This window comes from Vibrio sp. J383 (assembly GCF_023503985.1).
Classification (GTDB): Bacteria; Pseudomonadota; Gammaproteobacteria; order Enterobacterales; family Vibrionaceae; genus Vibrio; species Vibrio splendidus.
Window position 1 is genome coordinate 784,175 of sequence record NZ_CP097294.1, and the last position, 24,607, is coordinate 808,781.

At 44.9% G+C, this 24,607-nt stretch carries 18 protein-coding genes and 2 pseudogenes; 11 read left to right on the forward strand and 9 right to left on the reverse strand.

Annotated features, from left to right (window positions below):
• Nucleotides 1-34: 34 nt before the first annotated feature.
• Nucleotides 35-1,282, reverse strand: a complete 1,248-nt coding sequence (locus tag M4S28_RS19960; protein WP_249633747.1) for an SGNH/GDSL hydrolase family protein — start codon at nucleotides 1,280-1,282, stop codon at nucleotides 35-37.
• Nucleotides 1,283-1,853: 571 nt separating this feature from the next.
• On the opposite strand from M4S28_RS19960, the gene M4S28_RS19965 reads away from it, so the two are divergent.
• Both M4S28_RS19965 and M4S28_RS19970 read left to right on the forward strand, forming a co-directional pair.
• Nucleotides 1,854-2,795, forward strand: coding sequence for a lipase family alpha/beta hydrolase (locus M4S28_RS19965; RefSeq protein WP_017086552.1), 942 nt, complete (start codon nucleotides 1,854-1,856; stop codon nucleotides 2,793-2,795).
• A gap of 39 nt (nucleotides 2,796-2,834) precedes the next feature.
• Nucleotides 2,835-3,740, forward strand: coding sequence for a lipase secretion chaperone (locus M4S28_RS19970; RefSeq protein WP_249633620.1), 906 nt, complete (start codon nucleotides 2,835-2,837; stop codon nucleotides 3,738-3,740).
• Nucleotides 3,741-3,850: 110 nt separating this feature from the next.
• Here M4S28_RS19970 and M4S28_RS19975 read toward each other — a convergent pair whose 3' ends face one another.
• Nucleotides 3,851-5,494 carry a methyl-accepting chemotaxis protein gene (locus M4S28_RS19975; protein ID WP_029405104.1) on the reverse strand — a complete coding sequence of 548 codons (1,644 nt, stop codon included), beginning with the start codon at nucleotides 5,492-5,494 and terminating at the stop codon, nucleotides 3,851-3,853.
• A gap of 461 nt (nucleotides 5,495-5,955) precedes the next feature.
• Here M4S28_RS19975 and M4S28_RS19980 point away from each other — a divergent pair, with 461 nt between their 5' ends.
• The 7 genes and pseudogenes from M4S28_RS19980 to M4S28_RS20010 form a co-directional block, all read left to right on the forward strand.
• The gene (locus tag M4S28_RS19980) at nucleotides 5,956-6,777 is read left to right on the forward strand and encodes a phosphate ABC transporter substrate-binding protein (RefSeq protein ID WP_004732042.1); all 822 of its coding nucleotides are present in this window, start codon (nucleotides 5,956-5,958) and stop codon (nucleotides 6,775-6,777) included.
• 111 nt (nucleotides 6,778-6,888) lie between these two features.
• On the forward strand, nucleotides 6,889-7,818 hold the full coding sequence (pstC, locus tag M4S28_RS19985) for a phosphate ABC transporter permease subunit PstC (RefSeq protein ID WP_146457831.1): 930 nt from the start codon (nucleotides 6,889-6,891) through the stop codon (nucleotides 7,816-7,818).
• A 15-nt stretch (nucleotides 7,819-7,833) separates the two neighbouring features.
• Nucleotides 7,834-8,697 (forward strand): phosphate ABC transporter permease PstA, encoded by an 864-nt coding sequence (pstA, locus tag M4S28_RS19990; protein WP_004732038.1) that lies wholly within the window; start codon nucleotides 7,834-7,836, stop codon nucleotides 8,695-8,697.
• A gap of 89 nt (nucleotides 8,698-8,786) precedes the next feature.
• A complete protein-coding gene (gene pstB, locus M4S28_RS19995) occupies nucleotides 8,787-9,536 on the forward strand; it encodes a phosphate ABC transporter ATP-binding protein PstB (RefSeq protein ID WP_004732036.1) in 750 nt (249 codons plus the stop codon).
• Nucleotides 9,537-9,871: 335 nt separating this feature from the next.
• Nucleotides 9,872-11,752 (forward strand): annotated as a pseudogene (locus tag M4S28_RS20000) (sensor domain-containing diguanylate cyclase); the annotation flags it as partial.
• Between the two features lie 77 nt (nucleotides 11,753-11,829).
• Nucleotides 11,830-13,007, forward strand: a protein-coding gene (locus tag M4S28_RS20005; RefSeq protein ID WP_249631935.1) for an IS3 family transposase whose coding sequence is annotated in 2 segments (ribosomal slippage) — nucleotides 11,830-12,088 and nucleotides 12,088-13,007 — 1,179 coding nt in all. Because the reading frame shifts where the segments join, the coding sequence is not laid out codon by codon here.
• Between the two features lie 10 nt (nucleotides 13,008-13,017).
• Nucleotides 13,018-13,281, forward strand: a pseudogene (locus M4S28_RS20010) (diguanylate cyclase domain-containing protein); the annotation flags it as partial.
• A gap of 137 nt (nucleotides 13,282-13,418) precedes the next feature.
• Here M4S28_RS20010 and M4S28_RS20015 read toward each other — a convergent pair.
• From M4S28_RS20015 to M4S28_RS20040, 6 genes are read right to left on the reverse strand one after another with little or no spacing between them, the layout of a single operon-like run.
• Nucleotides 13,419-15,101 (reverse strand): BatD family protein, encoded by a 1,683-nt coding sequence (locus M4S28_RS20015; RefSeq protein ID WP_249633621.1) that lies wholly within the window; start codon nucleotides 15,099-15,101, stop codon nucleotides 13,419-13,421.
• A gap of 2 nt (nucleotides 15,102-15,103) precedes the next feature.
• Complete coding sequence (locus M4S28_RS20020; RefSeq protein WP_249633622.1) at nucleotides 15,104-17,098, reverse strand: vWA domain-containing protein; 1,995 nt, start codon at nucleotides 17,096-17,098, stop codon at nucleotides 15,104-15,106.
• Complete coding sequence (locus M4S28_RS20025) at nucleotides 17,091-18,113, reverse strand: vWA domain-containing protein (RefSeq protein ID WP_249633623.1); 1,023 nt, start codon at nucleotides 18,111-18,113, stop codon at nucleotides 17,091-17,093. Before M4S28_RS20025 ends, M4S28_RS20020 begins: the two co-directional genes overlap by 8 nt.
• Entirely contained in the window at nucleotides 18,106-18,591 is a 486-nt protein-coding gene (locus tag M4S28_RS20030) for a DUF4381 domain-containing protein (protein ID WP_249633624.1), read from the reverse strand. The genes M4S28_RS20025 and M4S28_RS20030 overlap by 8 nt, the downstream gene beginning before the upstream one ends.
• On the reverse strand, nucleotides 18,588-19,514 hold the full coding sequence (locus M4S28_RS20035; RefSeq protein WP_249633625.1) for a DUF58 domain-containing protein: 927 nt from the start codon (nucleotides 19,512-19,514) through the stop codon (nucleotides 18,588-18,590). Before M4S28_RS20035 ends, M4S28_RS20030 begins: the two co-directional genes overlap by 4 nt.
• A 10-nt stretch (nucleotides 19,515-19,524) precedes the next feature.
• On the reverse strand, nucleotides 19,525-20,481 hold the full coding sequence (locus tag M4S28_RS20040) for an AAA family ATPase (protein ID WP_249633626.1): 957 nt from the start codon (nucleotides 20,479-20,481) through the stop codon (nucleotides 19,525-19,527).
• A 455-nt stretch (nucleotides 20,482-20,936) separates the two neighbouring features.
• On the opposite strand from M4S28_RS20040, the gene M4S28_RS20045 reads away from it, so the two are divergent.
• Together M4S28_RS20045 and M4S28_RS20050 are read left to right on the forward strand one after the other, a co-directional pair.
• Nucleotides 20,937-22,853, forward strand: a complete 1,917-nt coding sequence (locus M4S28_RS20045) for a methyl-accepting chemotaxis protein (protein ID WP_249633627.1) — start codon at nucleotides 20,937-20,939, stop codon at nucleotides 22,851-22,853.
• 208 nt (nucleotides 22,854-23,061) lie between these two features.
• Complete coding sequence (locus M4S28_RS20050; RefSeq protein ID WP_004732016.1) at nucleotides 23,062-23,262, forward strand: restriction endonuclease subunit S domain-containing protein; 201 nt, start codon at nucleotides 23,062-23,064, stop codon at nucleotides 23,260-23,262.
• A gap of 230 nt (nucleotides 23,263-23,492) precedes the next feature.
• On the opposite strand, the gene malK is transcribed toward M4S28_RS20050, so the two are convergent.
• A complete protein-coding gene (gene malK / locus M4S28_RS20055) occupies nucleotides 23,493-24,605 on the reverse strand; it encodes a maltose/maltodextrin ABC transporter ATP-binding protein MalK (RefSeq protein WP_004732014.1) in 1,113 nt (370 codons plus the stop codon).
• Nucleotides 24,606-24,607: the final 2 nt, after the last annotated feature.

The window sequence follows — 24,607 nt, forward strand, 5'->3', positions numbered from 1 at the left end:
ACGGTATTTGATGATACTCGACGAGGTTTCCTCGTTAGAAATCAAAGGTAGAGAACGAGTACGCCAAAATATGATCGGCAATATATTTGTGAGTAGCCGTCGTTGGGTGTGTCACGCCCCAGAATACATAGCTGTCTGAACCATAGGTTGCGCAATCATTAGTCAAGCTATGGCTTCGTAAGTAGTCTGCTGCTGAGCTTCTATTGATATCAAGACAGGCGTCACTCGCGTTTCGAAAGCCATGTTGTTCTGGGTCATCGGTAATGCTGGCGAACAGCGCACTTGCATCGAACAACACCACGTTTTCCCCCTGGCTTTGGTAATACTCGGCCTGCGCTTTGATGAATTGGTTGAACTCTAAGATCTTGCCACGAACTTTAATGATCTCTTGCTCTGTCGAGTATTTGAATTGCGGCGCTTTGGTCGCATCGGGCAATGTAAACAGTAGAATATTACTCGCACCAGATTCCGTTAATCGGATTAAAGCGCTACTGAAATCAGCTTTCACATCAGCGACTTCTCGGTCGTAATTCATAAAGTCATTGAGGCCAAATTCTAGAGTAAATAGTGAGTTTTCTGGGCGGTAGTTTTTAGCGACTTTCATGTAAGTTAGGTAAGAGGTGACTTGATCATAGACGCCAGTAAGTGCCACGTATTGATTGGTACCTGCTGCGCCACCCACGGCCCAGTTATAAAGAGGAACGTCTTTGGCTTTTGCTAAATATTCGGTCCAAACCAAACCGTTTGAAAAGTGCCCTAGAAACCATGAGTTTGCATTTGGGAAAACCCATTGAGAGCCATTAAATAGGTTCCCAGTGTCAGAGAGGCTATCACCAAAAGTGACAATGCGATTAATGGTATTGGCTTGCACAGCGTTATCGTTGGTCCAGATGGAGTGATTGTAAGAGAAGTGGTTGTCTGCGGCAAAGTAGGTAATGTCAGCGGCGTCATGTTGGATGCCGAGAGTCTGTTCGCAACGCTGTTTGATTTCAGACTGTGGGGTATCACTGTAGAACATGTTCTTGAAAGAAACAGAAGACCACCAATATCCGTTGATCGTGTAATCGTCGCCGTTTTCTTTTTTCGCCCACTTCCAGTCGGTGGCTGCAGAGTCGTGCGATGCATCGGTTCGATACCAACATCGAACATAAGAATAAGTCTCTGAACCTTGTGTGCTGAGCACTTGTGCGGATGTCATCGATTCTGGTGTCGGTATGGAGTCATCAGCAGCATAAGCCCCAAATGGTATGGTTAACGCGAGTATTAAAGCCGTATTTTTCATCACTGTATTCTCTTTTGTATTTAGTGAGCCAAACAAAACGTTGTTGCTTGTTGTCTATTTCTTGTTGCCTATTGTTTGTTGCCTATTGCTTGTTGATAAGTGGATAAGTAAATAACTGGTACGACCTATATCTAACATCAATAATTCACGTCAATACATTCAGGTTGTTGGCGTTTCATAATTGGTATAAGTATCAAATTTCCAACGACTTTCTGGTTAAAAAGCGATCAAGTCGAAGCGAGGGATTTATCATTAATATTCGATTTTAGTGGGCTATGACTTGCCAGTTTGTCGCCGCAGATCTAAACGAGATAAATTGTTTTGTGAATGTTGGTTTTTATTTGGTCAAGATAATTGAAGTTATAGCTTCATGGTTTCTTGTTAAATGCTAATATAATCAATAGCTTATTGTGTTTCGATGTCTGGTCTGATTCTATTTTTCTAATGTTCATCACAACTGTTTAATTCAAGTTCAACATCACAAATATCAAGTTGCAATTTTCTGTTTTATAAAATCATCAACTACGGTTCTTTTACTCATCAGAGGTCTAATCTGTTTAAGGAAAGAGCATTGAAAAAGATATTAATTTGGACGATAGCCTGTCTATCCAGTTTTGGCGCTTATGCCGGAACAAGCGCATCGGCATTAGAGGTCAGTGGATACACACAAACGAAATACCCCATTATGTTGGTACATGGTCTGTTTGGTTTCGATACATTAGCGGGTGTCGATTACTTCTATGGCGTACCTGAATCCCTAACCAAAGATGGTGCGAGCGTCTATGTAGCGCAAGTATCAGCGACCAATAGCTCTGAAGTACGTGGCGAGCAATTGTTGGCTCAAGTTGAAACACTGTTAGCCGCGACAGGGGCAAGTAAGGTGAACCTAGTTGGTCACAGCCACGGCGGACCAACAGCGCGCTATGTGGCATCAGTACGTCCTGATTTGGTTGCTTCGGTGACGAGCATTGGTGGTGTTCATAAAGGCTCGAAAGTCGCCGACCTCGTGCGTGGAACCGTATCAGAAGGCTCAGCCGCGGAAGGTATTGCGGTTAAGTTGGCTGGTGGATTGACGACGCTTATCAACCTATTATCTGGCGGAACGGATCTTGATCAAGATGGCCTTGCTTCCCTTGAAGCGTTGACCACCGAAGGTTCGCTTGCATTCAATCAGTTTTATCCTGAAGGCGTTCCGACGTCTGAGTGTGGCGATGGTGAATGGCAAGCCAATAACGGTGTTTATTATTATTCATGGACAGGATCCTCCACTTTCACCAATCTTCTCGATCCTACCGACGGAGCGATGACAATCCTTGGCTTAGCATTCAATGAACCTAATGATGGTTTAGTGGGAGCATGCAGCGCACATTTGGGCAAAGTGATTGGTGATGATTACAAGATGAACCACCTAGACGAGATTAATGGGTTGTTGGGCATCCATCATCTCTTTGAGACCGATCCCGTGACGCTATATCGCCAACACGCGAATCGATTGAAGTTGGCTGGCCTGTAGGTCGCACTGCCCAAAAGTTAAGATCATAAGGAAAATATAATGAAAAAGACCGCCATTTTGTCGATAACTACGATAGCCCTGATGAGCACAGCGGCGGTCTTTTTATATGTAACCTTTTTGCCCGAACAAACAGACAATCTAAATTTAAACAACAAACAACAGAACGCCTCCTCACTAAAGGTTACCTCTCAACAAGATACTGAAATCGATAACGCATCAGCCAAAGACATGATGGAATATTTCGTCTCCGGCAATACCGAATTAACCCTCGAAGATATTCGCGACAATGTGGCAAAACACCATGAGCAATCACAAGCCGCGGTGGTCGATGAAGCATTGTTCGTAAAGTACCTCGAGTACAAGTCGGCACTGACAGCATTGGATGTTCAATTCGACACCACATCCATTTCCGCTGATGACCTACGTGCACTGAATCAAGCTCTGCTCGATCTCCAATCTCAATTTTTCAGTGAGAGCGAGATAAGTATTCTATTTACCCATGACAATAAAATGAGGGAAATCGCTTTAGAAAAGTTACTTCTGAAACAAGAAGGGCTAGAGGAACAAGAATATCAGCAAAGGCTTGAATCTTATCTATCTGAACAACCAGATTACGTTCAAGCCAGTCATCAAAATCAGGTGTTATTACAGCAACTATCCAGCTCACAAGGCCTAGATGAACAAGGAAAATACTTGAAGAGAAGCGAACTGGTTGGTGAAGAAGCGACACAGCGGCTCGAAGCGCTTGATCAACAAAGGGCGGACTTTGATGGAGCTTTAGAGATTTACTTTGTTGAACGAAATGACATTTTGAATGACTCAGCACTCTCAGAAATTGAACAAAAAGAGACGATCGCCCAGCTTAGAGAAGCTCATTTTCAGCCACAGCAGCTGAGAAGGGTAGAAGCGATTGAAAGAATCAGAGCTGCTGAGAACGGTCAGTAAGGTTTGCTGAGTCAGTAGAGCATCTATCAAAAATAAAAAACCAGTCACGAGTGACTGGTTTTTTATTATGGGTGAGTTGCAAGGTAAATAAAGCTAAATGTTTTTATCCCTTAAACCTTAAAGTAATCCAACTGCTGCTTTTGCTGCTCGGCTAAGTTAGAAAGCTCGTGGCTTGCTGCTGCAGCTTGGGTAATGCCGGTTACGTTTTGGCTTACTAGGCTGTATATGTTGGAGATATTGCGGTTGATGTCTGCAGTCACTTGGCTTTGCTCTTCGGCGGCAGAGGCAACCTGAGTGTTGATTTCAGTCATGTCGGTTACTGAGTTAGCAATACCAGAAAGGGCTGCGCTCACCTCGCCTGAGAGCGTTTGGTTGTGCTCTAACATAGACAGTGAACTGCTCATGCTCTCATTGGCGTTACCCGATTGAACCTGCAAGCCTTCGATAATTGCTTGGATCTCTTTGGTTGAATCTTGGGTACGTGCCGCCAGCATTCGAACTTCATCGGCAACAACGGCGAAACCACGGCCACTTTCCCCTGCTCGTGCGGCTTCGATTGCTGCATTAAGTGCAAGAAGGTTAGTTTGCTCAGAGATGCTTTGAATTACTTCAATTACCTTACCAATCTGCTCGGAGTGCTCTTTTAACGTGCCTACAACGTTTGCCGCTTCGCTCAGCTGAATTGCCATTTGCTCATTAGCTTGGTTGCTCTCGTTAAACAAGCTCATACTGTGTGTTGCCATTTCGTCGGCTTGCTTGGAAGCTGAATCGGCTTGTACTGCATTCTCGTTGACGTGTGCTGCTGTGCTTTCTAGCTGGTTTACAGCAGAAGCAACCTGTTCAACCTCTTGCTTCTCTTGATCAGAGTTAGCACTTGATTGCGTCATTACTGCCGCCAGTTCTGTAGACGCAGACGCCACTTCGATACTGATTCGAGACAGTGAGCTTACCGTGTCACGCAATTGCTCAACAGATTTGTTTACGTCTTGGGCAAGGCGAGATATTTCGTTGTCACCATGTTCTTCGGCTTTTACTAGCAGGTTACCTTTTGCCACTTCGCGCATGGTTTCTTGGATATTGCTAAGCGGCTTAACAATGATGCCAGCCAGCGTCCAACTGATGACTAATGCAATTGAAAGAATCACTAACAGTGCGATGGTTGCGGTATTGAGTGTGCTGGTGTGTTGCTGGCCATTGATGTCCACTTCTTGAGTGGCAATACGGTTTAGTTGCTTTGAAAGGAGGTTGATAGCCTGCACCATTTCGTTACCCGCGTGACGATATTGGTCGATTGCGATCTGATAGCGGTTATCAAAATCTGAAGCGAGTGATGCATCGCCGTGTTTCGCTCTTAATAGAGGAAGCATGGTGGTGCGAGAAAAGTCAACGTAGTGATTCATCGCTTTGCTCATTGCGGCTACTTCATCTTGCATGCCTGGTACGGTATCAAGCGAGTTCAGTAGACGAGTATTTTGGTCACGTTTTTGATTTAGCGTTTCGACAAGCGTTTTGACGTCGTCAGGATTAAATAAGCTATAGATAGCCTTGATGCGCATGCCGTAGCTGTTGTCGACGATTTCGCTAAGTTCTTCTTTATGTAGAATCAGTTGATCTGTTGCTGTTGATACATCTTTAAAAGCATTTTCCAGTTTGTCACCACCGATAATGACACCCGTCAAAAGTAGTACGACGGAAAAGAGTACTGGAATCAGAATTTGTATTTTGATTGATAAGCCACTGAGAAGTTGGCGCATGTATTGTCCTTCTTTGAATAAGTAAATGAGCAGAAGCAATTGTTATTATTGTTATTAACCAGTGATTCTAACTATTGAGAATGACAATTCAATCAGTAATAGATGCTATTTTTATATATGCGATAGATATTTCATAAATTCTGATTATTTATCGTACAAACAAGGCTTTAGCCATTTTTAAGATAGGGTTATTTGACGAGGAACCTTGTGCGGTATTAGGTAATGACAGGGGGCGAGATATTGAGCGGTTTGGCTTAAATAAGTTGGAATGAATATTCAGTGCCTATGAGTGAGGCTAATTTATTGCTTCAAGGCTATTTGGTAGGGGGAAAACAAGAAAATAAATTGTAGTTGTCATATAGGCTTCAATTAAGTGAAACACAACTGTCACATTCGGATTCTAAAGTAGGCCTCGTTCAAGCAAAACATTACGGCAATAACGCCACTAAAGGAAATTTGTGATGAAAAAGACAGTTATCGGTGCAATCGCACTACTAGGCGCTCTAACAGTGAATACAGCTTCAGCTAAAGAAACTATCTCTGTAGTTGGCTCTAACAGTGCTTCTCCACTGGTTGAAGTTTTTGCAGAAACCTACATGAATAAAGGCGAACCAGTGTTCATCGAAATTCAAGCACCAGGTTCTTCTGCAGGCATCAAAGCAGCAAAAAATGGAAGTGCTGACCTTGGTATCTCTTCTCGTGACCTAAAAGAAGAAGAGAAAACAGCTGACCTGAAAGAGCTCGTCATCGCTCGTGACGGTATCGCAGTTGTTGTTAACCCAAATAACGAAGTATCTGCTCTTACAGCTGAGCAAATCACTTCAATCTACAAAGGCGACATCACTAACTGGAAAGATGTTGGTGGTGCTGACAAGCCAATCGTAGCAATCACTCGTGATACTGCATCTGGTACACGTGGTGCATTCGAAGACATCATGAAGCTTAAGAAGAAGATTGGCGACAAGAAAGTATCGGCTATCTCTCAACGTGCACAAGTTGCAAACGGTAACGGCGCACTTAAAGTTTCTGTAGCAAGCAACCCATACGCTATCGGCTTCATCTCTCTTGGTACTGTAGATAACACAGTTCAAGCTCTAACTATCGATGGCGCAGCAGCATCAGTTGAGAACGTAAAGAACGGTTCTTACAAAGTTGCTCGTCCTTTCCTAGTTCTTTACAAAGCCGGCGCTCCAACAGCTGAAACTCAACAATTCCTAGATTGGATGGTTGCAGATGAAGCTCAAGCTATCGCTGACAAGAAAGGCTACATCACAGTTAACTAATCTTAACTGACCAACACTTAATTATTGCTCAGCCTAACTTAGGCTGAGCCTTTTCTTTCAACTTTGTCTATTTCGAGCTCTTGTTGAGCCACAAAGTTTGAGATTTTATATATGACCATCGCAAATAGTGAAAAGCTTATGAATACTGAAGCGACTCAAATCAACAAGCCAAGTCTACGTGCTAAGAAGCGCATCGACTGGAGAGAAAGAATCTTCCACGGCTTGTTCTTATCGAGTGCTGTAATCGGCATCGTATCACTAGCCGTTATCGCTTACTTTATCGTTGCAGAGAGTATCCCTGCATTCCAAGAGGCTGGTGTTTCTGGCATCGTTCTGGGTGTGGATTGGTTACCGCCAGCTCTATTCGGTGTTGCAACCATGATTGTTGCATCGGTTGTCTCGACGCTTGGCGCCGTAGTTGTTGGTGTACCCGTCGGTGTATTAACCGCTATTTTTATTGCTGAGATTGCTCCTAAGCGTCTTGCCGATATTATTCGACCAGCAGTTGAGCTTCTAGCGGGTATCCCGTCGGTAGTTTACGGCTTCTTTGGTCTAGTAATCATCGTTCCTATGATTCAGAACATCTTCCAAGTACCAGCGGGTAACACTATCTTCGCGGGTATCATTGTTCTGGGTATCATGATTCTTCCTACCGTTATTACGGTTTCTGAAACTTCGATCCGCGCTGTACCTCGTACGTACAAAGAAGGTTCACTTGCACTGGGTGCTTCGAAAATCTACACGATTTTTAAGTTACTCGTTCCTGCTGCACGTTCAGGCATTATGACGGGTGTGATTCTGGGTATCGGTCGTGCACTTGGCGAAACGATGGCAATCATCATGGTGATGGGTAATGCGCCAGCAATGCCAGAAGGTATTTTGGATTCGGCTCGTACGCTAACCGCAAACATTGCTATTGAAATGTCTTACGCAAGTGGTATTCACGCGAGTGCACTGTACGCAACCGGCGTTGTGCTTCTGGTATTCATCATGATGTTGAATGGTGCTCTGCTTTATCTTAATCGTGAAAAAACGAAGTAGGCGAGGATAAGTAATATGGATCGCGTAAAACTAAAACAAGCACGTCAAATGAAAGATAATGTCTTGAAAGGCTTTATCTGGGCGGCAGCAGCAGTCACCGTTGGTTTCTTATTCTGGATCATTTGGTACATCCTATCGAATGGCCTGCAATACGTAGACTGGAACTTCATCACCGACGACTACACTCGAACCGGTGAAGAACGTGGTATTTTCCCAATGATCATTGCCACGATCTACATGGTAATCGCATCGATTGCAGTGGCGGCGCCACTCGGCATTATGACGGCAATATACCTAACCGAATACGCAAAAGTGGGCAGTAAACTGGTTAAAGTGATTCGTTTCTGTACAGAATCTTTAGCAGGTATTCCGTCGATTATCTTTGGTCTGTTCGGTATGACCTTCTTTGTTTCGATTCTTGGTCTTGGCTTCTCGATTCTGTCGGGTGCACTAACACTAAGTATCCTGATTCTTCCTGTAATCATTCGTACTACAGAAGAAGCATTGATGTCAGTACCACAAACTTATCGTGAAGGTTCATACGGCCTTGGCGCTTCAAAAATCTACACTATCTGGCGTTTGATCTTACCAAGCGCAATGCCAGGTATCTTAACTTCGGTCATTCTTAGTATTGGTCGTGTAATTGGCGAATCAGCACCTGTATTTTTAACAGCAGGTATGGTGGCACGTGTTCCTGAGTCGGTATTCGATTCTGGCCGTACACTAACGGTTCACCTATATAAGCTGACAACAGAGCTATTTACTATCGATGAGTGGAACCAAGCCTACGGCACGGCGACAGTCCTAATCGTATTGGTTCTCTTGATCAACATGGTTACAAAACTGATTGCGAGACGCTTCAACACGGCAACTTACTAAGCTCATTAGCTGGCTCAACAATAAAGAGAGCCCCGTGATAAAGAAAGCATCAAGTTAGACACGAATTTAAGAATTTAGAGATTACGAATATGAACAAATTTGATATTGAGAACCTAGATCTGTTTTACGGCGACAACCAAGCGCTTAAATCTATCAACCTGCCAATTCCAACGCGTCAGGTAACGGCACTGATTGGTCCATCAGGTTGTGGTAAGTCAACGCTACTGCGTTGCTTGAATCGCATGAATGACCTAATTGAAGGCGTTACTATCAAAGGTAAGCTGGATATGGATGGCACAAATATCTACGGCAATATTGATGTGGCTGACCTACGTATTCGTGTAGGCATGGTATTCCAAAAGCCAAACCCATTCCCAATGAGCATCTACGAGAACGTCGCTTACGGTTTACGTGCTCAAGGGATCAAAGATAAGAAACACATTGATGAAGTAGTAGAAAGTTCACTACGCAGTGCGGCACTTTGGGATGAAGTGAAAGACCGTCTTAAAGCACACGCATTTGGTTTGTCTGGTGGTCAGCAACAACGTCTATGTATCGCTCGTACGATTGCTATGGAACCGGATGTAATCCTGATGGATGAGCCTACATCGGCACTTGATCCAATCGCGACACACAAGATTGAAGAATTGATGGAAGACCTGAAGAAAGACTTCACTATCGTTATCGTAACGCACTCAATGCAGCAAGCGCGTCGTATTTCAGACCGCACGGCTTTCTTCCTAATGGGAGAGCTAGTAGAGCACAACGAAACGAGTGTTATCTTCAGCGAACCAAAAGATGATCGTACTAAAGGTTACGTAAACGGTGACTTTGGTTAATTCGATTAACTCAGTGCTGTTTTAGTTTTTTAAAGGACAGCACGCTAACTGAAACGCAGGTTAGATAATCGAATAGATCGACAGAATTATCACTATAACTATAAGCGATGGAAGTTTTGCCCCACTCTAATGTGGGGCTTTTTTATGTCGGTAAAAAAGTCTTAATGTCGATGAAATTTTGGGCAGGAAATCCCATTTTTGTCGTCCTTCTCATGCTTGTGATAATGTAAAAAGTGAAATTGCGACCCGCTTAACATCTCATTTTTAGTTACATTGATTGCATATCAAGGCTTCGGTATTTTTGCTTCAATCTCATTAGCCAATGGACGGAAGCTGTGCCTGTTAAAGCCTTTGCAAAACAAATATCTGCTACTCGCGACCACCGTCTGTTGGCAGAGTCTCTTTTTGGTTACCTTGTTGAGGTACTTGCCCCAAAAGGGATCGGAGTATTTGCCGAGCCAACACCAGAAGGCGATTCGTTACCCTTGTTTTCTTGCGGTGAGCTAACCTCCCTCGACAAGTATCCTTCAACCTTTTGGCCTTGGGTTTCCCAGTTTGATACCGCAGATGGTGTGCTTCCAATGTCTATCAATACTTGTAAGTGGGAACACATGGAGGTGCTGGGTGGTGAGTCGTTCATCATGATGCTAGACAACGCGCCTGCCTGCAGAACTTATTTAATTGTTCAAAATAGCAATGCTCAGCAGATCAACCAAACGTTCGACCAAGATCTTGATGTCCTTCAACTAGCCGCAGCTCGCTGGCAGTGTATTCGTGCGGAAAAGAACGCGGCACTTGAGATCAAACACAGAGACACACGTGAAGCGCAGTACCTTGATGAAATTAAGCTGCGAGAGCTATTTGTTGAGAACATGAAACTAGTCCATCAGGTCGCGTTAGAGCTTTCTAATCCTGACTCTTTGGATGCTTTGTATAAGGCTTCTGTTGAGGCAGTGCGCGACCGTCTAGGCTTTGACCGTGCGATCTTCATGTTACTCGATATGAAAAAGCGCTGCTTTAGTGGCACTTACGGCACCGATGAGCGGGGAAAAACTAACAGCGAGCATCATACTCAGTACGATTTACATCAACTTGAAGCCGAATACATTGAGGCGTTGTCTGACAATCACATCAACCTAGTTATTATTGAGAAAGCGCCGCTATACACCGAAGGCAAGGTCGTAGGGCAGGGTTGGAATGGCATGTTGATCTTACGTGAAGGGGATAAACCCGTCGGTTGGATCGCAATGGACAATTACATTCACCGTTCACCCATCACTAATTATCAAAAGCAGATGCTTGAATCCTTTGGTTCTCTGCTTTCTCAGATCTACATCCGTAAGCGCCAAGAACAGAATATACGGATGTTGCACTCAAGTATGGTGGAACTGTCTCGTTGCGATAGCGTAAGCGAAGTCTGTAAATCTGCGGTTAGCTTTGCTATCCAGCACTTAGGGATAGACCGATTAGCGGTTTTTTTAACAGATAAAAATTGCAGTTACATGCAAGGCACGTGGGGCACTGACATAAAAGGCGACATTGTCGATGAATCTTATTATCGCTCAGAGCTGGTGGAGCGTGACATTGTAGCTGCCGCTCGCGCTTGCCCTAATCAAGTTGCCTTTGAAGAATCGGTGCCTATCTATCACGATTTCAATATTGTGGGTGTCGGTTGGACGGCAATGACAATGCTCACCACCAATACGGGTGAGCCGATTGCGTTTATTGCCGCGGATAATTTGCTAACTCGCAGCCCTTTAACCTCACAACTGCGTGAAGTGATACGTATCTTCGCTTCGAGTTTAGCTGAGGTGCTACAGAGAACCATGGCGCAAGAGGAGCTCAAAAAGCTTAATGAAACGCTTGAGCAAGAGGTCAGCAAGCGCACTCAAGAGCTTGAACGAGCTAATGAGCAGTTGGATATCATCTCTAAGCTTGACCCTCTGACACGCCTTGGAAATCGTCGTATGTTGTCGCAGGTTTTAGATGATCTCAATTGTGATGATCAAGGGGCATTTGCCACAGAGCACGAAGTCACGTTTGGGCTCATTCTTGTTGACCTTGATCACTTTGGTTTGTACAACACGGTTTACGGGCATACGGAAGGTGACGCTGCTCTGCGCACTATAGGCAAGATACTTAATGCTCATGTTCATGGCGATAAAGAAACCTTCTGCCGTATTGGTGGTGAAGAGTTTATGTTGTTGATGATCGGCATGTAGTGGCATAGTTAATTTGGCCACCTGATTAAGAGGTGATGTATGATCATCTCGATACTAAAACAGGTGACATTATGACTAAGCGTGAAAGACGCACTTTTAACCCAGAATTTAAGCTTGAATGCGCTCAGCTAGTGCTTGACCAGGGACGTTCCTATAAAGAAACCTGCGAAGCAATGGGGATTGGAAAAACTACGTTAGAAAGCTGGGTAAGGCAACTCAAAGCTGAAAGAGCTGGTAAGACACCAAATTCATCACCACTCACTCCAGAGCAAAGAGAAATTCGTGACCTTAAAAAGAAAATCAAACGCATTGAAGAAGAAAAGGAAATTCTAAAAAAGGCTACGGCTCTCTTGATGTCAGACTCCCTGAACGGTTCTCGATGATCGAGAAACTCAAGAAGAGTTATGCTGTGAAACGGCTTTGCGAAGTGTTCGGGGTTCATCGCAGTAGTTATCGTTATTGGGCAAATAGAGATAAATCTCTGTCGTCAGAGCATGTGCTTGTTCGTGCCGAAGTTCGCCGATCTTATGAGCTGAGCAATGGTTCCGCTGGAGCGAGAACCATTGCTGACATAGTCACAGCAAGAGGTATTCGACTTAGCCGTTACCGAGCAAGTAAGTTCATGAAAGAACTAGACTTAGTCAGTTGCCAGCTAGCAAAACATACGTACAAAAAAACACAGCAGGAACATGTTCATATACCTAACCGGTTAAATCGTCAGTTCGCGGTGACTGAGCCGAATCAAGTCTGGTGTGGCGATGTGACTTATATCTGGACGGGGGAGAGATGGTCTTATCTAGCCGTTGTTATTGACTTGTTCGCACGAAAAGTCATCGGTTGGGCAATGTCTAACTCACCAGATAGTGTATTGACTGGCAAGGCGCTGACCATGGCCAATGAGAGCCGCGGAAGGCCGTCTGGTGTAATGTTCCACTCGGATCAAGGTTGCCACTATACGAGTAAAAAATATCGTCAGTTGCTATGGAGATATCGAATCACTCAAAGTATGAGTCGTCGAGGGAACTGTTGGGATAATAGTCCTATGGAGCGAGTGTTCAGAAGTTTAAAAACGGAATGGGTACCAAAGAATGGCTATAGAAGTTTTACAGAGGCACAGAAAGCAATAACGGATTATTTGGTTGGTTATTACAACCAGCATCGTCCACATCAATACAATGGTGGATTAACACCAAATGAGTCGGAACGACAGTTTTGGTTCCCTTATAAAACTGTGGCCAGTTTTACTTGACCACTACAGCACTCATCACTCTGAAACTAAACAGCGTGCAGAGTCGATCAGAAAATGCATTGAAGAGGCGAAGATCCTTCATTGTGAAAGTAGCACTAGCCAATACTTAACCGCATCTGTCGGGTACGCGTCGATAACCTCAGACCAGCATCAATTCGATTTTGATCTGCTGTATGGCAAGGCCGACAAAGCCTTGTATCAAGCCAAAGACTCAGGGCGAAATCGAATTGTATCTGCTTTAAAGCGAAGAAAGGTCGCGACGCCACTGATTTAGTTTGGCGTTTATTTTTTCTGATCTCAAAACGATTGAAGCCGTGATGATCACAATGTGGTCATCACGGCTTCGTTCTTTTTTTGTTGACTTAGATTTTCTGTTTAACTAGCTTTCTGCTTACTTAGAACGCTGGTTAATTAAAGCCTTTCTAATGTGCTCTTGTGTGTTTTGTTCGAGATGCGTTTTGGTTTCTTAACCGCTTTGATTGCTAGAGCTGGATCCCATGACTGACTTGGTGAGCCAGGTTCAGCATAGAGGCTCTGATTTAGCTTGGTGAGCTCAGCTTCGATTGTTTCTAACGTCTCATCACTCAAGTCTGAATTTTCTGTTTTCCACTGTTCGAACAAAGTTCTCGTCTTCACACCATCTTTCATCTTCAGAGCGGCAATCAGCGCTTCTGCCGTATCGGATTGACGTTCATCTTTTTGCTTTGGTTTTACTGCTGTACCGCGGCGTGACCAGAAGTAGAAAGCAAACGCCGAGCTGATTAACCATAATGCTGCAAACAGCGCCGTTAGATAAGGCCACATTCCTGGTTTTTCAACGGTAACAATTGTCGGGCTGGTTTGTTGAGTTGGTGTTTCAATAACAGGAGGTGGCGTGCTTGAGGTTACGCGATCACTTGCCTGAACCGACAACTCAAGACCAAGAGCCTTACTGGTTTTTTGTGATTGCGAATCGGTGTTAAACCAAGTTTGAGAAACACCAGGCAGGGAGATGCTTCCAGATTCCTTAGGGATGAGAACCTGCTTATAAACAACGATAGCATTACCGGATTGGGTAGTGCCAAATTGCGGTTTCTCTTCATACACGCGCACCGATTTAGGGTAGGTGATGTTCAGTTTTGGTAACTGGTGTTGGGTCAAGTTACTGGCTGTCATTGTGATGGTACGAGTTAACGAATCACCGGCTTCCATCTCAATATTCTGCTTGTCGCCACCTAAAGTATTACTACCTGTCAGCTCGTTGCCTTGGCTATCTGACCATTTCTGAATCAACTTGAAGTTCGATGTTGGTAACCACTCACCTTGATAGCCTTTTGGTACAGGATTCACTGTGACATCTAAGGTTTCAACGGGCGTGTCGAGTTGGAAAAGGCGCGTTGTGCTTGAGTTGTTGGTTGAGTAAACAACAGCACCGGTTAACTTTGGCCCTTGAAGCTGAAATTGTCCTGCTTGTTGTGACGATATATGGAAAGATTGCTGAACAACGGTGACTTCTTGTCCGTTGATAACATCTTGAAATTGCTTAGACTCTCCAATAGGTTCTACGTCTAATTTCGCTGAACTTGGTGGCGCAATTTTAGGATCTTGAAGTCTTCTCGGATCAGCCTTAATGATGAGTTTTACATCAAGCTCCGCGACCTCTTGAGGGTACAGTGAGTCTTTACTCAGGTTAAGTTGAAACTCGGCCATATCACTCTGCTTTGGAGCGGCTTTATTAACCGAAACGTTGATGGTGATCGGTTGGGTTTTTGCGCCGTCAATATCAAAGCTAGGTATCTCAAATCGGCCTAATCGAAGTGGGGCAAGGGTAATATTCCATTCGCTAGACACCGAACGGCTGCCATTGACGATTCGCATCGACGACCCAAATCTTGGGGTGCTGACGTAGAAGTCTTTCTGAAGGGGGGATAGATCTAAAGCACCGGACGATACTTTTTCATCGGTCGCCACTCTAAGTAAGAAGACTTCATCTTTGGTAACACTGTTTTGCGAAACACTCGCAACAGCGGTTGCTGCGAATACAGAATGTGACGAGAAAACACCGATTAGCAGCGTCAGTAGTATTGATAAAAATGGCTTGTTTAAAAATCGCATGGTTACCACTTTTTGTTTTGGTTGTTAGGAGCACTTTTTTGTCGTGCTTGTAGAATCATTTGCGCTTTAAGTAGTTGGCTCGGATCACGGGCGCTTTCTACTTGCTCAAGTTTTCGCATATCAGGATCGCTCGACGTAGGTTGACCTGATACTTGCGTTGCGGCTTGTTGAGCGTTGTTATCAGTGTCTTCCTTAGCAGCCTCTTGTGCTTGGGCTGCCTGAGATACTGAGTCACCCTTGTCCTGTGGTTGTTTATCTGCTTGATCCGCTTTGTTTTGTTGTACAGCTTGCTTGTCGTTTTCTTCATCCGTCTTGGAATCAGAGCGACTATCAGCTTGGCTTTGGTCAGTATTCTGATCTTGGTTTTCACTTTGATCTTGTTTATTGCTTTGCTCTTTGCTGCCGCTTTGATCTTGCGACTTCCCATTGTCAGCTGAGCTTTGTTGTTGATCCTGCGAGCTTTGCGAAGAATCATTTTGCTGACCTTGCTGACCTTGCTGACCTTGCTGACCTTGCTGACCTTGCTGACCTTGCTGACCTTGCTGACCTTGCTGACCTTGCTGACCTTGCTGACCTTGCTGACCTTGTTCGTTTTGGTCTTTGGATTCAGAATCGTCCTGTTGCTGTTGCTGTTGCTGTTGCTGTTGCTGTTGCTGTTGCTGTTGCTTCTGAGCTTGTTCGACAATCTCTAGGTTCTTCTTCGCATAAGCATGTTCAGGGTTGTTTTCTAGAATACGTTGATACTCTTCAATCGCTTGGTCGTACTTGCCTTGCTTTGCTTGTGCATTGGCGAGGTTATAGCGAGCATCTTCGCCAGAAAGACCTTGTAGCGTCTGTACGGCCGCTTCGAAATCACCAGCTTTGTATTGCGCAATGCCTTTCCATTCTTGCTGTTCGAACTGTTCTGCGGCTTGTTGAAAGTCCTCATCTTGATACAACTGATAACCCACTTGGTCATCGGTTTTCCAAGGGCTCGCAAACGCAGTATTCGGCTGGCTAAACGAGACAAGCACAGCTAGGCCACACCAAATGACCCCTTTTCGGAATAGCCCAAGAGCAGGAAGTAACAGAAACGGCAATAACCAGAAACCGTTGTTCACTCTGGTGTTGAGTGAGTTATTGGTCTTGGTGACTTCTGATGTTGTCGCAACTCGGTCGAGATAACTTGCGATGTGTTCAACGTCTGAGTTATCAAATTGCACCTCAGTAAACGTGCCGCCAGAGTTACGAGTCAGGTCGCGCATATTGTCTAAGTTGGTTTTCGCAACCACGGTTTGTCCTGAATCGGTTTGTAACATCGAACCTGTAGGTAACGAGATCGGCGCGCCGCTTTCCGTACCTACAGCCAAGACTGATAACGTCCAATTACTGCCAGAGAGTAGCGATTCGATATCTTTCTTCTCTTGAGCGTCAATATCATCAGCAATCAGTACCAGATCGCCTTGATAGATATGAGCACGAGTCATCATTTCAATGGCGAGTTTGACTGCTGACGCAGCATCACCGCCTTGGAAGGGCATGATATCCGGAGAAAGGTTAGGAACGAGGTTCTTGATGGTGTTGATGTCAGACGTTAGCGGACTGATGGTGTAAGCATCTCCGGCGTATGCCACCATTCCTGTTAGGCCTTCTTTCCAGAGTGATAGTAGATCCAAAGCCTTGTATCGTGCCTGTGTCAAACGATTCGGTTTAATATCAGTGGCATACATAGACATCGACATATCCATGATCACAACTCGCGCCTGTGTTTTTTCAAAGCTTGGTTGTTCGTTTTTTTCAAAGCTTGGGCCGGCCAATGCGATGACACCGACTATCCACCAAATACCAAAGTAAGTACTACGGTTTTTCGATGGCTTGCTCGATTCAGGAGCCAAATAACGGGCGATGTGTGACGCCAATAACCCTTGCTTGGATTGTCTCTTGCTAAGCCACCAAATAGCGGGCAGCACGGCAAGAGCCAAGAGCCAATATGGGTAGATAAAAGTAAAGTTAGACATTGTTTCTCCTAATGGCTAACAGCATAAATGCGAAGAACATTGCCGCAGACAGTGGCCAGACAAACCACTCTTGTTGTGGTCGCCATATCTTAGTGGCGTTCGTCACGGGCTCTAATTGATTGATGGTGTCGTAAATCGTTGCCAGCTCTTTGCTGTCTCGCGCTCGGAAGTACTGACCACCAGTGCGTTTGGCGATTTCCATTAGTGTGCGTTCATCAAGGTCTTGAGCGGTATTGACCTTACGAGTCATGAAGAACTCTTTGACCATCATTTCACCCGCACCGACACCCACGGTGTAAATCGTGGCGTTGTACTTCTTAGCAATATCCGCGGCTTCTAGTGGATCTAATACGCCCGCGGTATTGCTGCCATCACTGAGTAGAATCATCACGCGCTGAGGCGCATCGCTATCGACAAAGGTTTTGGTAGCGAGGCCAATTCCATCACCGATCGCAGTTTGAGTACCAATCAGCTTTAGCACAGCCTGATTGAGTTGTTGTGAAAGCGTGTCTCTATCTAACGTAAGTGGCGTCTGCAAGTAGGCGTGATCAGCAAATAGCACCAATCCGACTCGGTCACCTTTGCGTCGCTCAATAAAGTCACTCAATACATGTTTTACCGCAGATAAGCGGTCGATGTATTCACCATTGAATTGCATGTCCTCTTGGCTCATCGAGCCGGAGAGGTCGACAACCAACATCAAATCACGATGCTTCGGCTGAAACTCCACCGGTTCGCCATACCATACAGGGCGTGCGCTCGCCGTAACCAGCAGAAGCCAGATGATGACCGACAAAGCTTTGGGTAAGCGGCTGCTCGGCGTTTTGGTATTGCTGTCCTCTGGCAAAAACGGAAGCCTTAGAGCGCTGCTTGATTCTGATTTTGGTGAAAACAAGTAAACAAGGATCGGCAAGGGCGCTAGAAACAGCATCCACCACCAAACGAACTCAACATTTAGTATGCTCTTGCTTAGAAACATAGAGCTTAGAAAACCAAAGCTTAGAAAATCACTCATAACGACCTCGCTTTGGAGGAAGGGCTTTACGAAGCCAGGTTTCGCAGTCATTAACCAATTGCTGTTGAGCCTTTTTCTGTTCGTCGTTCATTAGGGCTGCATCTTGATAGAGCGCTTGCTGCCAATGGGATTGTTTTGCTACAAACAACGGCTTTGCCAATTGCGCATCTAAGAACGCCAACCAATCATCACCAGACAAGCCTGCGATTTTTTCGCGTGGGAAATAGCTCAGCGCTGCTTGACGAACGATGTCTTGAGCTGCGCTCGGAGACAAAGCATTTGAAGGCTGACTATTACGAAAGCAAGCAAGTGCCTCGTTCTTAGCGCGTTGGATCTTTTGTCTGCGTTTTATAATGAAAAACACTAAGGCGATCAGAGCAATAGCCGTGATAATCAATACCCACCAACCCCATGCCAAAGGCCACCATGACGGTGCGCTTGGCGTAATAATAGGGCTCAAGCCGAGAGGTTGATTCATGACTGAACTCCTGATACTTGGCTCATTAACGATTGCGCACAAGACAATGAACTGTATGGGATAGCGAGAGAAAGGCTCATTTTCATAAGCTGTTGTTGCTTCTGATCAAATGCGAGACTTAGCTTTTCCTTTTCCTTACTGGATGAAAAGTTAAACCATTGGGTTTTATTGCCGTCGGTGATCTGTTTTGAACCTTTGAATGCAGTAACACCTTGCTCTAGTGGATCGTAAAAATGCACTAAGCGAACTCGATTATGTCGACGTATTTGATTGATAAGTGAGTAGTCACTTTCTCGGTAACGAACGAAGTCACTAAGGATAATAATATCGCTGCCTTTCGGGCAAAGTTGCTGTAGAGACTTCAGCCCATGCTCTAAGGTTGTGTCGTTGTGATTTTCTTGGTTGGTCAGCGCTGCGTTATTGATTTCTATGACTTTTTGTAAAATACGCAGCGGAGCATGGTTGCTAGCACTTGGCTTAATCTCAATGATCTCTTGGCCAGTATCTATCACTGCACCAATACGGTCTTTTTGAGCGACGGTTAGCCAACACAGTTGGCTGGCAAAGTGCGCGAGTTGAACCGATTTAAGTAACAAGGTTGAGCCGAAAATCATGCTGCTTGATAGATCCAAAAACAAAATCACAGGCTGTTCTCTTTCTTCAGAGAACAGTTTGGTGTGCGCCTTGCCTGTTCTCGCCGTGACGCGCCAATCAATGCTGCGGATATCGTCACCCGCCTGATATTGACGAACCTCAGAGAAATTCATGCCGCGGCCTTTGCGGTTGCTCTCGTGTTGACCGTTAAGTTGCGACCACAGGCTCTTGGCTGGAGGCAACCAGCGAACAGATTGTGCTTTGTATTGCAGCAGTTCGTCTAGATTCAACGTGACACCGTCACTATGGTTAGGTAATTGATTATTCATGCGCGTATCCCTATGCGCTACCAACCAACGAGATAAGGTGTGCGATCACTTGGTTTGCAGTGACCCCTTCGGCTTGTGCGTGGTAGCTACGAAGCAGGCGGTGGCGCAATACAGGGAATGCCATCGCTTGAACGTCTTGTGGAGTGACGTAGTCGCGACCAGCAAGCCAAGCGTGCGCTCGGGCGCATCGGTCCAAAGCAATCGTCGCACGCGGGCTAACACCCATGTCTAACCATTGATCCAGTTGGTCGCTGTATTGCTTAGGTTGGCGAGTCGCCATAACCAGTCGAATAATGTACTGCTCGATAGTATCTGCCATGTGAATGTTGAGCACTTCTTGGCGAGCTTCGAAGATAGCTTGTTGAGAAATAGGCTCTGGTTGAATAGGTTGGTTGCCTTGAGCTTCGCCTCTGTTTAGGCGCAAGATCTCAAGTTCACTTTCCATGTCTGGATAAGCCACTTCTAAATGCAGCAAGAAACGGTCTAATTGAGCTTCCGGTAGCGGGTAAGTACCTTCTTGCTCTATCGGGTTTTGCGTTGCCATCACCAAAAACAGATCAGGTAGGGCATAGGTTTTTCGACCTGCGGTTACCTGTTTCTCAGCCATCGCTTCTAACATCGCCGCTTGTACTTTCGCCGGAGCACGGTTGATCTCATCCGCTAGAATCAGTGAGTTGAAAATCGGACCTGATTGGAAGGTGAACTCTCCCGTTTCGGGACGGAAAATATCGGTACCAGTTAGGTCGGCAGGCAATAGGTCAGGGGTAAATTGAATACGGTGAAAATCTCCCTCGACACAGTCAGCCAGTGACTTTACTGCACGGGTTTTTGCCAACCCTGGAGGCCCTTCAACAAGGATATGACCATCTGCCAGTAAGGCGATCATCAGTTGCTTAACGAGCTCTTGCTGACCAATGATTTGAGACTCTAAGTAGTTTTGAAGGATTTCGAAGTTATTTTTATGCATTTTTGGACTCTCTGGGGGCCATTTGATTCTTATTTTGAGTATTGGTCACTTATTAATAGGAAAAAGTTCCAGTACATTTGCGGAATTTATTTTTTCAAAATTGGAAAGATTTACAAGTGTTTAGCTAAAAACATCGTTAGGGTGTGATTATTACCATATCAATTGGTTTTTATATACAAAAGCTCGGGGGGAGGTCGTTGTTTGAGTTCGGTTAGATATCAGGGCTGAGAGCTAAAATCGATTCTCGACAGTACGATATTTGCTCAGTTAATTCATATCCAATCTGAATGGTTTTGATTGTTACATAATATTTGCAGTTTTTTTGAGAGAAAAGTCTCTAGTTTTATTGGTTTTGGCCGATACATCACTCAGATTGTGCATTGCTTGTTGGAGTGCACTAAAAAAGTCCTGTTCAGGGTATACCAATAACGAGCGATTCTTTTAAAGGTCCAAATATGTTTAAAACTAACTCTCTGAGTATCAAACAAAAAGTTGTAATTGGAATTACCTTTGCGGTTCTTGCATCGACAGTGATTGTCGGCGCGATGGCACAACAGCAAGCAAGAGATGTATTGAGCCACCGTTTAGTTGATATTGAGCTTCCCGGTATGTTGGAGCGAATCAATGGTGAAATTGACCGTGAAGTCTCTCAGTTATTGTTAGCTGCGGAGCAAATTGCTTCAAATGAATTCATTTCTGATGCTATCGAATCGACCGATCGCGATGCTGAGCTAGAAAATAAACTGGTTAAACAACTGAATAACGTGCGTAACCAATATCAGCTGAACGATGCCTCGGTAGCGAACCGTCAAACAGCTTACTACTGGAACCAAGATGGTTTCTTACGCCAGCTAAACCAACAACAAGATGGTTGGTTCTTTGGCTTTACGCAATCTGGACAGCCAACCATGGTGAGCATGTTCCAAGAAGCGAATGGCGAAGTGAAGATGTTTGCTAACTATCAGCAGCCTTCTGGTTTGGCGATGTCTGGTCTATCAAAATCGATGGATGACATGGTTAACTTACTCAATGGCTTTAAGATTGAAAATACAGGCTTCGTATTCTTAACCGATAGCCAAGGTGATGTACAAATTCACCGTGAGCGTTCTCGTAGCGATTCTTCACTTCAACAACTTTACGGCTCTCAATCAAGCCAACTATTGAACAAGTCGGGCTTCAATCTGATTACCACTGAAAGCCAAGGACAAGAACTGTTTGTGGCGAGTTTGTATGTGTCGTCGATGGACTGGTTTGTTATTGGTGTGGTACCAACAGGCGAAGTATTTGCTGAGCTAGACGCGACTGCGCAAAAGATGCTGATCATGACTGCTATCGTGGCTTTAGTCTTTATCCTAATGGGCGTAGTTCTGGCGAACAGCATCACTCAACCGATTAAACTTCTGGCTAAGCGATTCGGTGACCTTGGCGAAGGTGATGGCGATCTGGCGCAACGTATCGAAGTGAAAGGCAACGATGAAATTGCACAGCTTTCAAAAGGCTTTAATGGATTCATTGAAAAGATTCATGAGTCGATGAAAGAGGTGTGTTCGACAAGCCAAGCGCTTCAAGTGGCAGCAGAGAGTGTTTCGAATAAAGCACACATCACCCACGACAATAGCCAAGAACAGCGCGACCAAACGCTTCAAGTGGTTGCTGCAATTAACCAAATGGGTATGACCATCAGCGAGATTGCATCGAACGCGGCAACAGCAGCAGAAACGGCAACACAAGCGTCAGGCAATACGGAAGTCGGTCGCTCTGTGGTGAACAAAGCAAAAGACGCGATCAGCCGTTTAGCGCAAGATATCGAAAGCACGGGTCAAGTGGTTGAACAACTTGCTTCAACAACACAAGATATCGGCTCCATTCTGGGTGTTATTCGTGATATTTCAGAGCAAACCAATTTACTTGCATTGAACGCAGCGATTGAAGCAGCGCGTGCCGGTGAGCAAGGCCGTGGCTTTGCCGTGGTAGCAGATGAAGTACGAAATCTAGCAAGTCGCACGGCAGACTCGACGGAAGAGATTCAGAAGATGATCAACCAACTGCAAAGCGATGCTAAAGATGCAGTAGCAGCAATGAGTACAGGTAAAGTCATTACCCTTGAAGGTGTAGCTGCATCGGATGAAGCCGTAGATGTACTGGGTGGCATTTCGGACCGCATCGTAGACATCACCGATCGTAACACGCAAGTCGCAACGGCAACGGAAGAGCAATCAACCGTAGTTCATACCATCAACCAGAACATTGAAGAGATTAACGCAATCAATGAAGTGACAACGGGTACCGCTGAGCAGCTTGCTGAAGCGAGCCAAGAGCTCCGAGACCTTTCTTCACGTCTGGATAAGATGGTTGGCTCGTTTAAGCTTTAATTCCTTTAAGCTGTAGCATGGCTTAGAAAGAGACATAGACGAAGAGCTGGATTCATTTAATCGTGAATCCAGCTCTTTTGATTTACGGGCTTGTTTTCTTCTAACTGGCCTTAGCTTGATCTGGTTTCGGGCTTTGCACTTAATCGCTCTAGCATCACAGAGCGTAAATGAGTAAAATCTGATTAGGTTTAATATTTAGGTAAGTATCATGAGCGATTTTGAAAAAGAACTAGAGCAGATGACTCAAGAGATGGGCGATGAGCCAGAAGTAAAACTGCCATCAATTGAAGAGCAAAAAGCGATCGTTGCTGAATTTAAGCGACTAGAAGCGGAAGGCAAACTAACACCAGAAGTGTTAGAAAAGCATTTTGGCCAGTTCAACAAAACAAGTGATACGCCAATCCACTAAGTTTCTGCAGGGCCAACCTATATCGTTTAGGTAGGGTGGCTTTTAGCTCAAACAGATAAAGGTCTAGCATCCGCTAGGCCTTTTTTATTGCCGCGCGAAAAGCTAACTGAGCGGTGCGCAAAATTAAACCATCAAAGCGAAAGTAGTTGGCGTCTTTAAACAAAAAAATCCCTCTTACTTGGTAAGAGGGATTCGATATGGGCAAGTTATATCTTAAAAAGGCGAACCGATTAGTCGGTGCCGTACTCTTTGTACAAGCGACGACATGCGCGACCATCGCTATGGAACAAGTGACAACGGTGCGCAGGAATACCAATCGCTAGCTTGTCACCAGACTCAATCGTCAACGTGTCTGGTTGGCGATAAATAACGTCAGCATCAGCACTTTCGAGGTTTAGGTACACTTGTGTTTCGTTACCTAGTTTCTCTACCATCATCACTTCAGCTTCAATCGTCGCATCACCTGTTTCAGCAGACAACAAGTGTTCAGGACGAACACCTAGAGACATACGGTCACCAGCATTGACAGTCGTACCATCAACTGGGATCCAGAAAGTCATACCGTTAGAAAGTTGAACTTGTACGCGTTCCGCTTCAGCTTGCTCGATGTGAACCGACATAAAGTTCATCTTCGGCGAGCCAATAAAGCCTGCCACGAAACGGTTTTTAGGGTAGTGGTAAAGATCAAGAGGTTTACCCACTTGAGAAACATAACCGCCATCAAGAACAACAATCTTATCGGCCATTGTCATCGCTTCCACTTGGTCGTGGGTAACGTAGATCATGGTGCAACCAAGTTGACGTTGTAGTTTAGTGATTTGCGAACGCATTTGAACACGCAGCGCAGCATCTAGGTTAGATAGAGGCTCATCAAGTAAGAATACGTTTGGCTGAGAAACCAGAGTACGACCGATAGCAACACGTTGACGTTGACCACCAGATAGGGCTTTAGGCTGACGCTCAAGAAGGTGACCAAGCTGAAGGATTTCTGCAGCATGTTCAACACGCTTATCAATTTCAGCTTTGTTTGCGTTTGCTAACTTAAGGCCGAAAGACATGTTGTCGTAAAGGTTAAGGTGAGGGTAAAGCGCGTAAGATTGGAATACCATACCGACGCCACGCTTTGAAGGCTCAACGTCATTCATGCGTTGGTCGCCAATGTACAAATCACCAGACGTAATGTCCTCTAGACCTGCGATACAGCGTAATAGCGTCGATTTACCACAACCTGATGGTCCAACGAATACTACGAACTCACCTTCGTTGATGTCTAAGGTTACGTCCTTAGAAATCTGTACATCACCATATGATTTATAAACGTTTTTTAACGTGACACTCGCCATCT

Bases quoted from the DNA above. Each gene is read 5' to 3' on its own strand.
- M4S28_RS19960 (WP_249633747.1), bottom strand. From the start codon at position 1,282: ATGAAAAATACGGCTTTAATACTCGCGTTAACCATACCATTTGGGGCT.
- M4S28_RS19970 (WP_249633620.1), top strand. From the start codon at position 2,835: ATGAAAAAGACCGCCATTTTGTCGATAACTACGATAGCCCTGATGAGC.
- M4S28_RS19975 (WP_029405104.1), bottom strand. From the start codon at position 5,494: ATGCGCCAACTTCTCAGTGGCTTATCAATCAAAATACAAATTCTGATT.
- M4S28_RS19980 (WP_004732042.1), top strand. From the start codon at position 5,956: ATGAAAAAGACAGTTATCGGTGCAATCGCACTACTAGGCGCTCTAACA.
- pstC (WP_146457831.1), top strand. From the start codon at position 6,889: ATGACCATCGCAAATAGTGAAAAGCTTATGAATACTGAAGCGACTCAA.
- pstA (WP_004732038.1), top strand. From the start codon at position 7,834: ATGGATCGCGTAAAACTAAAACAAGCACGTCAAATGAAAGATAATGTC.
- pstB (WP_004732036.1), top strand. From the start codon at position 8,787: ATGAACAAATTTGATATTGAGAACCTAGATCTGTTTTACGGCGACAAC.
- M4S28_RS20015 (WP_249633621.1), bottom strand. From the start codon at position 15,101: ATGCGATTTTTAAACAAGCCATTTTTATCAATACTACTGACGCTGCTA.
- M4S28_RS20020 (WP_249633622.1), bottom strand. From the start codon at position 17,098: ATGTCTAACTTTACTTTTATCTACCCATATTGGCTCTTGGCTCTTGCC.
- M4S28_RS20025 (WP_249633623.1), bottom strand. From the start codon at position 18,113: ATGAGTGATTTTCTAAGCTTTGGTTTTCTAAGCTCTATGTTTCTAAGC.
- M4S28_RS20030 (WP_249633624.1), bottom strand. From the start codon at position 18,591: ATGAATCAACCTCTCGGCTTGAGCCCTATTATTACGCCAAGCGCACCG.
- M4S28_RS20035 (WP_249633625.1), bottom strand. From the start codon at position 19,514: ATGAATAATCAATTACCTAACCATAGTGACGGTGTCACGTTGAATCTA.
- M4S28_RS20040 (WP_249633626.1), bottom strand. From the start codon at position 20,481: ATGCATAAAAATAACTTCGAAATCCTTCAAAACTACTTAGAGTCTCAA.
- M4S28_RS20045 (WP_249633627.1), top strand. From the start codon at position 20,937: ATGTTTAAAACTAACTCTCTGAGTATCAAACAAAAAGTTGTAATTGGA.
- M4S28_RS20050 (WP_004732016.1), top strand. From the start codon at position 23,062: ATGAGCGATTTTGAAAAAGAACTAGAGCAGATGACTCAAGAGATGGGC.
- malK (WP_004732014.1), bottom strand. From the start codon at position 24,605: ATGGCGAGTGTCACGTTAAAAAACGTTTATAAATCATATGGTGATGTA.